9 protein-coding genes and 1 tRNA gene are annotated in these 11,650 nt (G+C 34.4%); 5 read left to right on the top strand and 5 right to left on the bottom strand.

The window, feature by feature from the left end; all coding sequences use genetic code 11:
• Positions 1-69: 69 nt before the first annotated feature.
• Positions 70-510 (bottom strand): retropepsin-like aspartic protease, encoded by a 441-nt coding sequence (locus BUB42_RS10155; RefSeq protein WP_073019803.1) that lies wholly within the window; start codon positions 508-510, stop codon positions 70-72.
• Between the two features lie 98 nt (positions 511-608).
• Between BUB42_RS10155 and BUB42_RS10160 the strand changes: the two genes are divergently transcribed.
• The 4 genes from BUB42_RS10160 (at position 609) to BUB42_RS10175 (ending at position 3,741) form a co-directional block, all read left to right on the top strand.
• Complete coding sequence (locus tag BUB42_RS10160; RefSeq protein WP_073019805.1) at positions 609-1,376, top strand: TatD family hydrolase; 768 nt, start codon at positions 609-611, stop codon at positions 1,374-1,376.
• 65 nt (positions 1,377-1,441) lie between these two features.
• Positions 1,442-2,578: a 1-acyl-sn-glycerol-3-phosphate acyltransferase gene (locus BUB42_RS10165; RefSeq protein ID WP_073019807.1), complete on the top strand. Its 1,137-nt coding sequence runs from the start codon at positions 1,442-1,444 to the stop codon at positions 2,576-2,578.
• The gene (locus tag BUB42_RS10170; RefSeq protein WP_073019808.1) at positions 2,568-3,596 is read left to right on the top strand and encodes an asparaginase; all 1,029 of its coding nucleotides are present in this window, start codon (positions 2,568-2,570) and stop codon (positions 3,594-3,596) included. Before BUB42_RS10165 ends, BUB42_RS10170 begins: the two co-directional genes overlap by 11 nt.
• Positions 3,597-3,656: 60 nt before the next feature.
• A tRNA-Ser gene (locus BUB42_RS10175) sits at positions 3,657-3,741 on the top strand.
• Between the two features lie 941 nt (positions 3,742-4,682).
• On the opposite strand, the gene BUB42_RS10190 is transcribed toward BUB42_RS10175, so the two are convergent.
• The 3 genes from BUB42_RS10190 to BUB42_RS10200 all read right to left on the bottom strand — a co-directional run bounded on the left by BUB42_RS10190 (position 4,683) and on the right by BUB42_RS10200 (position 9,505).
• Entirely contained in the window at positions 4,683-5,792 is a 1,110-nt protein-coding gene (locus BUB42_RS10190) for a HigA family addiction module antitoxin (protein WP_073019814.1), read from the bottom strand.
• A gap of 101 nt (positions 5,793-5,893) precedes the next feature.
• Complete coding sequence (locus BUB42_RS10195) at positions 5,894-6,124, bottom strand: type II toxin-antitoxin system RelE/ParE family toxin (RefSeq protein WP_073019816.1); 231 nt, start codon at positions 6,122-6,124, stop codon at positions 5,894-5,896.
• Positions 6,125-6,265: 141 nt separating this feature from the next.
• The gene (locus tag BUB42_RS10200) at positions 6,266-9,505 is read right to left on the bottom strand and encodes a type ISP restriction/modification enzyme (protein ID WP_073019818.1); all 3,240 of its coding nucleotides are present in this window, start codon (positions 9,503-9,505) and stop codon (positions 6,266-6,268) included.
• Positions 9,506-10,129: 624 nt separating this feature from the next.
• Here BUB42_RS10200 and BUB42_RS10205 point away from each other — a divergent pair.
• Positions 10,130-10,831 (top strand): porin family protein, encoded by a 702-nt coding sequence (locus BUB42_RS10205; RefSeq protein ID WP_073019820.1) that lies wholly within the window; start codon positions 10,130-10,132, stop codon positions 10,829-10,831.
• On the opposite strand, the gene BUB42_RS10210 is transcribed toward BUB42_RS10205, so the two are convergent.
• Entirely contained in the window at positions 10,826-11,446 is a 621-nt protein-coding gene (locus BUB42_RS10210) for a hypothetical protein (protein ID WP_244533918.1), read from the bottom strand. The genes BUB42_RS10205 and BUB42_RS10210 overlap by 6 nt on opposite strands.
• Positions 11,447-11,650 lie beyond the last annotated feature (204 nt).

Genomic DNA, 11,650 nt, shown 5'->3' on the forward strand with positions numbered 1-11,650 from the left:
TTAAAGAGGGTTGGAACTCAGTTGTTGCTATCAATACAACTTCCGATATATTATCGTGATAAATATTTCTTATTTAAGCAAATACAAATAGTGATTATAATAATCTACAATTGCTTTTCCTTTCATTAAAATATCAGCACCAATAATTCCATGTACTGGATTCGCTTTGTGTTGCATTAACGCTTCGTTCACATGCGATAAATCGAAAATAACTAAGTCAAACGTATTATTTTTCCAGTTACCTATTTGTAAGTGATTTTTTGTGGCTATTTGAGTCAGCATTCCAGTTGCTCCAGCTCCAGCAGCTTTAGAGGCAGATTTTTTAGGTACTAATAAAAATAGTTCAACACTCTCAAATCCGATACAACTATTAGAAGCTCCAGTATCCAATATGAAATTTCCCAAAACGCCATTTATTTTTACTTTTATTAAAAGATGACGCGTTTTAGTAATTATAAATTTTACTTTTTTATAATTTTCCTTTTTAAGGATTTCGTTCAGGTTTTTCATATATCAAAAAAAGGATTCTCAAATTTACTACAAAAATGTTAGAACTTAAATATTTACCATTCAAAACGGTAACTTTGCATTTTTGAAATAAAAGTTTAATGATAATTACTGACACCCACACGCACCTTTATAGCGAAGAATTTGACCAAGATAGAGACACCATGATTAAACGTGCTATAAACGCTGGTGTTTCCCGATTTTTTATTCCAGCTATCGATTCCACCTGCACTGAAAGCATGTATGAGTTAGAGAAAAACTATCCAGAAAATGTTTTTTTAATGATGGGTTTGCACCCAACTTATGTAAAGGAGAATTACCTTGAGGAATTACAGCATGTAGAAAATGAGTTGCAAAAGCGAAAGTTCTACGCGATAGGCGAAATTGGGATCGATTTGTATTGGGATAAAACGCATTTGCAAGAGCAGCAAATTGCTTTTACCACTCAAATTCGCTTAGCTAAAAAATACAAATTACCGATCGTAATTCACTGTAGAGATGCATTTGATGAAATTTTCCAAATTTTAGAAAACGAGAAATCAGCTGACTTATTTGGTATTTTCCATTGCTTCACAGGAACTCATGAACAAGCGCTGCGTGCAATATCCTATAATATGAAACTGGGAATTGGCGGCGTGGTGACTTTTAAAAACGGCAAAATTGATCAGTTCTTGAACCAAATTGATTTAAAACATATAGTTTTAGAAACTGATTCTCCTTATCTCGCGCCCATTCCCCATCGAGGAAAAAGAAACGAAAGTAGTTACACACTGGCTGTAGCCGAAAAGGTAGCGCAAATTTATAATCTTTCAATACCTGAAATTGCAGCGATAACAACTGCGAATTCTCAAGCTATTTTTGGGATTTAAACTAGATTTCACAATTTATACATATTTTTTTTGTTCATTTGCCAATTAAATAATTAAGAACCATAATGCAGAAATTTGACGCTATTCGGCCTTTTTATGACACCGAAATAAACGAAGCACTTCACGATGTTGTTAATCACCCAATGATGAAGGCATTAATGAATTTTACTTTCCCAGATGTAGCTGAGGAAGTGTGGAAAGAACAACTTCGTAATACGCAATCCATACGTGATTTTCAATGTAATGTCATCTACCAAACGGTACAAAGAATATTAGAAAAAAGCTCAGATGGTCTTACAACATCAGGTTTTGAAAAATTAGAGCCAAACACTTCGTACTTATTTGTTTCAAACCATCGCGATATTCTTTTAGATACAACTTTACTAAACACTGCGTTGTTCGAGCACAAATTAGTAATGACTGCATCGGCTATTGGTGATAATTTAGTAAAAAAGTCTTTTTTAAATACACTGGCAAAACTTAATCGAAACTTTTTGGTACAACGGGGCTTAACGCCAAGGGAAATGCTGCAAAGTTCAAAATTGCTATCGGAATATATAGGTCATTTATTGTCGCGTGAAAATCGTTCCGTGTGGCTTGCACAGCGGGAGGGCAGGACTAAAGACGGAAAAGATGAAACTAATCCAGGGATTTTGAAAATGCTTGGTATGGGTTCTGATGAAAAGAATTTGATGGATTATTTTAAAAAAATTAAAATTGTTCCTGTTTCTATTTCTTATGAATACGATCCTACCGATGCTTTGAAAATGCCGCAGTTAATGGCCGAAGCCAATAACGAAGTGTATGTTAAAGAAAAAAATGAGGATTTCATGACTATACTCAGTGGCGCTTTGGGACAAAAGAAAGGAATTCATATTCATGTGGGCAAAGTTTTAGACATAGAAATTGATGCTATAAAGGCAAATAATGAAAGTTCAAACAAGCAAATAGTGGCATTGGCGCAAGTTATAGATGATGCCATACTGAGTAATTATAAATTGTGGTCTACTAATTTTATTGCTCACGATATCGTGAATAAAACAAATCGATATTCGCATTTATATGGTGAGCATGAAAAGTCACTATTCGCACGCCGATTAGAAATGCGAATTGATCATGATAATCCAGTAGCTCTAGATAGTTTTTTAGCAATGTACGCTAATCCGGTTGAGAGTAAATTGAAATACCACGATGTTGTATAAATCCAAAATATTATTGATTTACACCGGTGGAACCATTGGTATGCGAAAAGATTTTGATACTGGTGCGCTCAAAGCTTTCAATTTTAGTAAGCTGTTGTTGCAAATCCCAGAACTAAAACAATTAGATTGCCAGATAGAAACAATTTCTTTTGAAAAACCAATTGACTCTTCGAATATGAATCCTGAGAAATGGGCGAAAATCGCAACGATTATCGAAGATAATTATGCTTCATTTGATGGTTTTGTAGTGCTTCACGGTTCAGATACCATGTCTTATTCTGCTTCGGCATTGAGTTTTATGCTAGAAAATTTAGCAAAACCAGTGATTTTTACTGGTTCACAATTGCCTATAGGAGATTTACGCACGGATGCTAAAGAGAATTTGATCACGGCAATCCAAATCGCGTCTTTGAGAGAAAACGATATGCCCGTTATTAGCGAAGTCTGTTTGTATTTTGAATATAAATTATACAGAGGCAACAGAACAACTAAAATAAATGCGGAACATTTTAAAGCGTTTACATCGCCTAATTATTCTTTTTTAGTAGAATCAGGGGTTCATTTAAAATTGAATTCTGATTTGTTTTTACCACTACACAAGGATCAAAAATTAAAAGTCCATAAAAAATTAAATAATAATGTTGCAATTATAAAAATGTTTCCTGGCGTTAGTGAAGCCGTTTTATCAGCTATTTTTAATATTGCTAATCTAAAAGGAATTGTTTTAGAAACGTACGGAGCTGGAAATGCGCCTACGGAAGAGTGGTTTTTGAATTTATTAAAACAATCAATTTCAAATGGTTTACATATTGTAAATGTGACGCAGTGTTCTGGCGGTAGTGTTAATATGGGTCAATATGAAACCAGTACAGGAATGAAAGAACTAGGCGTAATATCAGGAAAAGACATCACAACAGAGGCGGCGATTACAAAACTGATGTATTTGTTAAGTCAAGAAATAGAGGCAAAGGACTTCAAAACTATTTTTGAAACTTCATTGCGCGGTGAAATGATATAATAATTAGAATTTACTTTTCTAACTCAATTTTTTTCGTGTTCTTTGCAGCCTTAATAAAATAGAGAGGTGGCCGAGTGGCTGAAGGCGCACGCTTGGAAAGCGTGTATATGGCAACATATCGAGGGTTCGAATCCCTTTCTCTCTGCAAAGAAATAATGCTCCCTGAAAGGGGAGCATTTTTTGTTTTAAAGCGTTCCAAACTTTTTAGTTTGGATAAGCTATAAAACGAAAAAGGCTCAGGCTTGTAAAGCTGGGCATTATTTCTTTGTGGGACGCCCCTTTTTGGGATCAACGGAGTTAATCCTTTCTCTCTGCAAAGAAATAATGCTCCCTGAAAGGGGAGCATTTTTTGTTTTAAAGCGTTCCAAACTTTTTAGTTTGGATAAGCTATAAAACAAAAAAGGCTCAGGCTTGTAAAGCTGGGCATTATTTCTTTGTGGGACGCCCCTTTTTGGGATCAACGGAGTTAATCCTTTCTCTCTGCAAAGAAATAATGCTCCCTGAAAGGGGAGCATTTTTTGTTTTAAAGCGTTCCAAACTTTTTAGTTTGGATAAGCTATAAAACAAAAAAGGCTCAGGCTTGTAAAGCTGGGCATTATTTCTTTGTGGGACGCCCCTTTTTGGGATCAACGGAGTTAATCCTTTCTCTCTGCAAACAAATAATGCTCCCTGAAAGGGGAGCATTATTTGTTTTAAAGCGTGCCAAACTTTTTAGTTTGGCTAAGCTATAAAACAAAAAAAGCTCAAGCTTGTAAAGCCAGGTATTATGTCTTTGTGGGACGCCCTTTTTAGCGATCACCGAAGGTACTCCCATCCTCTGCAATATCATTTGATTTTTAGTATATTTTGTTTTTACAACCAGTTTTACACCCAGAAAGCAATATTTGATAGAAGTTTTAAAACACAAAAACCAACTACTTCAGGTGGTTTTTGTGTTTTAAAGGGATAACATTAGCTATTTAAATAAGTTACATTTTATCGTTTTTTTTAACATGACTAGTATAACGTGTTCACTTTTTTCTGTTTTGTTAACAGGACAAGGTGAATGTGTAGTTGGGAATTATTAAAGCAGTTAAAATTTATTCTTTAATGTATTGCATTATCAATAATTGTGAAAGAACGAAAATCGTTTAATTCAAAACAAACTCTGCCTCTCACGATGCTAGGATGTATTTTAACTTGTTTTGCAAATAAAATAATTGCTTCGTCAACATTTAAAAAAGGATTCTCTTTTTTAAAGTGGATCCAATCTGCGTGGGGTATCAGGTTGTTTTGGGCAAAATGATTCGCTTCTATTTCTTCCAAAGAATTTTTATAGTCATCAGCTTCGGTTTTAATATCTAAATCGATGAACTCTGCTTTGTTATTGTTTATTAAATGCTCGTAAATATGTCCTAATTCATGAAATAGTGTAAAAGCAAAATTGTCAACTCTTTTGTGTCTTAAAGTCATTCCTATCGCCGGATTTCTATTACTCCAAAAAGAAACTCCATCAACTGGTGTTTTCTCGCCTTTCTCTTGGTAAATTAATTTAATGCCATGTTCAAAGAGGCAATTTTGTATGGACTCCAGTAGATTTTCATTTTTAACAAAAATAGCTCTCAACTGTGCAATTAATTCTTCCTTCTTTTCATGATTAAAGGGCACGACATGGATCTTAAGTGCTGTGTGCTGCACGAGTTTCACCCATCCCATAATATGGATAACATCTGTTTTAAGTTTTGTCGATTTTTTAAATCGCGCAAAATTACTTTGCATGCTCATGATTGCCAATTCATCTAAGCTTTCAACCTTATAAATGCCCTTAATTGTGTCAATGTCTATGCAAGGATCTCCGCTAATAATTTTTACTTTTTTAAAGAAAGCAATTGGAATAAAAGATTTGATAACAGTCCAAATTTCTATTGCCTCTAATCGCATTTTATTTTTTTCTTCAATACGAGCTTTGTCTAGGTCGTAGTTTTTTTGGGCTTCAAGCCAAAAATCAGCATCAATACCAAGTGCTTTTTCTAATAATAAAGCTAAGTCAGCATTGATGTTTCTTTTTCCCTTGATAATTTCGTTTAGTTGGCTTCGTTTTAAACCAATTAGATTTGCAAAGTCTATTTGGGAACAATCGTTTGCTTCAATTTCATCTGCTAAAATACTACCAGGGTGTGTCGCTATTGATGGGATTATATCTTTTGTGGTCGTCATCTTGTTTGTTATTTTTCGTAATGTTTACTTAAATCCTCGATTTCTAATACATCGATTTTTAAATCACCTGAAGCAGAAGCTACTTCATAAAAAAGAACGCACTACTGTTTATTGACATAAACGGCACTTACACCTTTCAGGTCGCCTTCTTTTTTTTCATAATGCAAACTTTTGATTTGGTACAATTGCTCAATGCGAGTGACGGATTTCAACACATTAATCGTTTTTATGTACTGCTTAACCAATTGCGGATTGGATTTGAATTCTTTATACGGCTTTACAATTCCTTGATAAAGATCGGATAAGTATTCTTTTTGAAATTTTATTTCCATAATTGGTTTTGCAAATATACATATAATGTTCACATATTTGTGAACATTACTACTTAATTAATTAATTTTTTATACAACTGTAATCCTTGCATTGTTTTTCTTTTACTTTTAACTATCTGGTAGATAGGTATTTGTTTGGTTTTACACCCCAGCCACATCAATCACTTTCATAATTCGATCTGTCTCAAATAAAGCCACAATCATTTTTTGATAATGCAAAATGTCCTCAAAGGATAATTCGCGCTCCTTGCGGTCTTTAAGCCATTTTTGCGCGGGTTGGTAGCCACCAATATAGAAGTTCCAAGCTGTTTCAGGAACGTTATTGAAATATTGCTCTTCATTGATATAAACCTTACCATCTACAAATTTTGGTTTACCCACAATATTGTCGCCATCTTCAGGATATTCTGTGATGTAATTTTCTACTGTTTCGCTTTCTAGTAAGTGTAACTGACGTAATTGCCCACCGAGTTCCACTAAATCATAAAACTTTCGAATATCAGTTGGATAAGGCACTCGCGGGAAATCGATTTTCAAAAATTCCTTGTAGGTTTCACGGTAGGTTGGCGAATGCAAAACCGCATAGATGTAATCTAAAATATCAATTGGAGCAAAATCGACGCTTTTAAATTCCCCTCCGCTGGAGGGGTGCCCGCCTCTGGCGGGCGGGGTGGTTTTTTCTGTTACAAACAAAAGACCCAAACCATCAGCAAACTGTTTAACGATTTCCATGTTTAAATTAGGAACTCGCTCCGGAGCTTCTAATAGGTTTTGCTGGGAATTGGTTTCTGGGTAGAGGTAGAGAGGGAAAATAGGAGCACTTCCAAACTTTTTCGCAGTTCCTGTTAAATTGCAATCAGTAGGTAAAGTTGAAATAAATACGTGGTGAAAATCACCTGAAAATTGTCTAGGAGTTAATAAAGCAAAATTATTCTTAAACATATTTTGCATTGTACTAAAAGCTGGTCTTCTTTGTAATTTTTCATCATAATAGCAAAACAATATGTCAAACGGACGATAACTAACTTTTCTAATCTTTTCCAAAATAAGTTTTGAACTTTTTAATTTATCTTCAAAATGGTAACTTGAAGTGTTTGAAATATTGTATTTTTTTATAGCATCTTCTTTGTTTTCAAAAACAGCTACAAGTTCCTTGACTAGTTCATTTTTATTTAAGGAATAAAACATAGCGTCTTTACCTGTCTCAATGCCGTTATTATTTGTGTTAAATAAATTATCAATTTTAAAGCCTAAAATATATTGACCTTCACCTGTAAAATTTTTATTCGTAAAGAAAAAGCTAGGCTCTTTGTAGTTTAATAAATTCCACCTCACATTCTGTAAAGAATTTTGACTTAAAAAATCGTATTTATTATTTCTCTTTCCAAACAGGTCGCAATGAAAAATTTCAGCTAATTCTTTATTTTTCTTTTTGTTTGTTTTTATAAACAAATTGATAGATACACCCTGCATAATGTCAAAGACATTATTGTCTGGTGTTCCATCAGGACAAACCTCTTTTTTCTTAGCATCGCCGTGTAAATCCAATATGTAGATTTTGTCAAAACTTTCTGAAAGATGTTTTCGCATTTGTCTATGAATGATACCATCCAAAAAACTGTTATTCGAAATATAGGCTAAAACTCCTTCTCCATTTTTATCAATAAAATGCTGTCCAAAACGTATAAACTTAATATAATCGTCTGAAAGTGGTTGAATGTTTCTTTCGTTTAAATCCTTTTTATAATCGGCTGTCAAACTTTCAATCCAAGGCGATTTGTTACTGCTACTCACACTATACGGAGGATTCCCCATAACTACCATTACCGGCGCATCACGCTTTATAGCATTCGCTTGATCGGCTTCGTCAGAAAGCCACGAACTAAATAAGGTATGCGAGTCAGGATGTGCTTCTTCAAGACTATTGGTTAGGAATATTTTCAGTCGCTGTTCCTCAGCTCCCCCTTTGGGGGTTGGGGGGCTGTAACCCGTTTCTGTCAGTAGCATATCCATTTTTAAATGTGCCATGGCATAACTGGCCATCAATAATTCAAAACCATTTAATCTTGGAATCAAATCATTGGTTACATATTTACTCCAAATCCCTTGTTGTCCTTTGAATTTCTGGTGAATGTGTTTGACTACTTCAGCCAAGAAAGTTCCTGTTCCCGTTGCTGGATCTAGAATTTGGACTTTGTGAACTTCAATTTCTTCTTCAACTTCTACAATCTTGGAGTTGGCTCCTTTCCCAGTTTGCGTAAAAGCTTTCTTTTTGATTTTGGTTTTAGAAGTATCTGCTAAGCCTTGCGGTAAATTGAATTCGGTTTTTAAAATATCATCTACAGCACGAACAATAAAATTAACAACGGGTTGCGGCGTGTACCAAACCCCACGTGCTTTGCGAAGCGCAGGATTGTATTCGCCCAAAAAAGTTTCATAAAAATGCACCACAGGATCTTCTTGCTTGGTGCTTTTACCAAAGTTTTTCATAATATCTGCTACATCTGTCGCTAGAAAAATGCTCACCAATTCATCTACAATCCAAACCAAACGATTATCCAAATCAAAACCCGCAATGTCCTGAAACAGCTTGCGCAAAAAGGGATTTGATTTTGGGATTAGGTCGGCTGCTTCCATTCTTGAAAATGTGGGCAAAGTGGGGTCATGATAGCGCGCTGCAAACATTCCGTAAGCAATAGTTTGCGCATAAATATCTGAAAATGATTTGTTGTCAATATCGTGAATTAACATTTGCTGAAACGATAACATTTGCGATTTTAGCTGCGAGCGCTTTCCTTCTTGATCGTCATAATTTAGTGATTTTTCAATAACGTCAGCCATTAATCGCGCCTTTCCTGCCATCATTTGCGCCAGCTTTGTAGGTGATTTTATAGACTGTGAAACAACTTGTGCAAAGTTTTGAATCAGGTTGATGAACTGCTCAAAGTTTTCAGGAATGGGAACAATTTCGGCTCGCTCAGCAGTTGAAGAACCAACTCGACCGCTAGAGGAGGGGAATTGTAAACTGGCAATAGCGATTTTAGTTATAAATACGCCGTCTTTATAGAAATGAAAATCCATATAATCAGTGAAAATCAAGTTCGATAAACCTGATTTATAGCGGTCAAATTGTTCTTTTAAGGTTTTGCTATTTAAGTCAATCCCAATATCTTTGGCTTCAATATAGCCTAATGGAATATCCTTTCGAGTTAACACATAATCAGGCGCGCCACAGGCAACCCGCGCAGGTTCATTAGTTACTAAAACATCAGGCAAAATTGCCATTATTAGATTTTGTAAATCACCTCGGTAAGAATGTTCGCGGGCATTTCCGGTTTGAAATAAAATGTTTATTTTGGTAATGTATTGTTGAATGGTCATGGTACGATTTTTATAATTTACTATTATTTTCAAATAAAGCGATGAAAACAACACTCTTGAAATCGTAATCGATACAAATGTTTAAAAGAATAGTTTGGGATGTATGCATTTCTTGATACTTAGTTTATATTTAAGAACGCTAAATGTAAGAAATTTGGAATTGTACTTTGTATATTTTTATCAATAAAGTAAATCAGTATAAACAGCGGTGAACTTCCTACTAGATGATACGTTTATAGTTACGCCAAATGGGCTTTGAAATTACTGTCCTGTTTTTGTCAAATCGAGCGCAGTCGAGATTACGAGCGACATACAAACAACGTTTCGTGTTTCATTACAATCATGATGACGTGCACAACCTGACAAATTTCAATTCTTTTTAACAGTAAATTCAAAACATAAATGGTATTATATTTTGTGTCATTAACGAACAGTTTATTTACTGTAGTTTTTTCTGCGGTGGTCGCTATTTCGCAGTTAGATCTAAACCTCAATTATAAACTTTTCAATGTACTTTTATACTATTCAAAACTAGAAAAAAGTGCTGGCAGCGATCAATATCTTATATTTGTAACCTAGTTTCCTAATCCATCGAGCGCAAACCATTTCTAAAACAAAAACAAAATGCGAATATTTCTAAGTTGTTTTCTTTTTCTTTGCTTTTCATCTCTGTTTTCGCAAGAGATTGTAGCTCCTGAGATTATTCCTCTCGTAAAAGTTGATTCGCTTTATAGGGAAGATCAATTTTATATTGCGGTTTCGTATAATTTGTTGACAAATAGACCAGCAGGTATAACGCAAAATAAGTTTTCATCAGGTTTTAAAGCTGGTTTTTTAAGGGATATGCCTGTAAATAAATCCAGAACGATAGCTTTTGCTACAGGAATTGGATTTACTTACGATAATTATAATGAGAATATGGCTATTACCGGTACAGCTCAAAATGCTGTGTACAATATTATTAAGACAACTGATAATTCCAGCAAAAATAAATTTTCCCAACTCACTGTTGACGTTCCCATCGAATTCAGATGGCGCAATTCAACTTTTCAAAGTCACAAGTTTTGGCGCATTTACACCGGAATAAAATTCAGTTATTTACTGCATGACAGATCGGTTTTTACCAGTGAAAATAGCAAAGTTATAATTAAAGGGAATGATGATTTCAACAAATTTCAATATGGAGCATATATTGCATCTGGATACAACACGATCAATTTATATGCTTATTATGGTTTAAATCCGCTTTTTCAATCGGCAATGATAAACGGACAAAAGGTAGATATGAGATCCGTAAACCTTGGATTGATTTTTTATATTTTATAACCAGAGGACAAGTAAAAGAATTTGAGGAATCGCTCCTAAAAAAAATCCCATTGCAAGTTCTTTATTGGTATGCGCTTTCATCTCTAACCTTGAAGATGCGATGATACCATTGAGAAGAATTAAGGTTGCAACCGTCAAAATACTATTAATTTGAAAGTGCATACTCATACCAGTTATAAAAACAGTTAAAGAACTAATTCCTATCATGTGAAGGCTTGCCTTATAATAACCAAAAAGTAAAATCATTGCTAGCACGATACTAAACAATCCTCCCAACAGGAAAAAATGCAACTCAGGATAACGATCAATAGTAATGCTTTTTTTAACCAACAAAATAAGCAAAAAGCAATGAACCACGAGTGGAATTTTGCGCTCCGATATTTTAGACATCATTATTGTATCAACAGTTCCCATTGCTCGCAGAAGCACAAACACTAAAAGAGGAATGGCAATTGTGACAATTACTACTTGAAGAAGAATAAAAAATTTTTCTTGTGTTATAAAGTCCCCATTGCGATAAAATAAATACAGTAACGTTGCCATTGCCGGTATCAATATCGGATGGAAAACATAAGAAAACGAAGGGAGAATTTTTTTCAACAGTACTGGTTTCATTTTAACAAATATAACTAATCTCAAAAAGTGTACAACATATTGCAGTTGTTTCTGTGAAATTTATCACTGTTGAGAATCAGCAATTGAAAATGTTAATCCAAATTAGTAGGTTTTGTGCAAAGTAATCTTCATTCGCGTTAAGCGCTGATTTCAAAATGGCATAAAATTATGGAATCTACTTATTTGAGAGAATAGAATTGAAGT

Source organism: Flavobacterium micromati, from assembly GCF_900129585.1.
In the GTDB taxonomy this organism is placed as follows: Bacteria; Bacteroidota; Bacteroidia; order Flavobacteriales; family Flavobacteriaceae; genus Flavobacterium; species Flavobacterium micromati.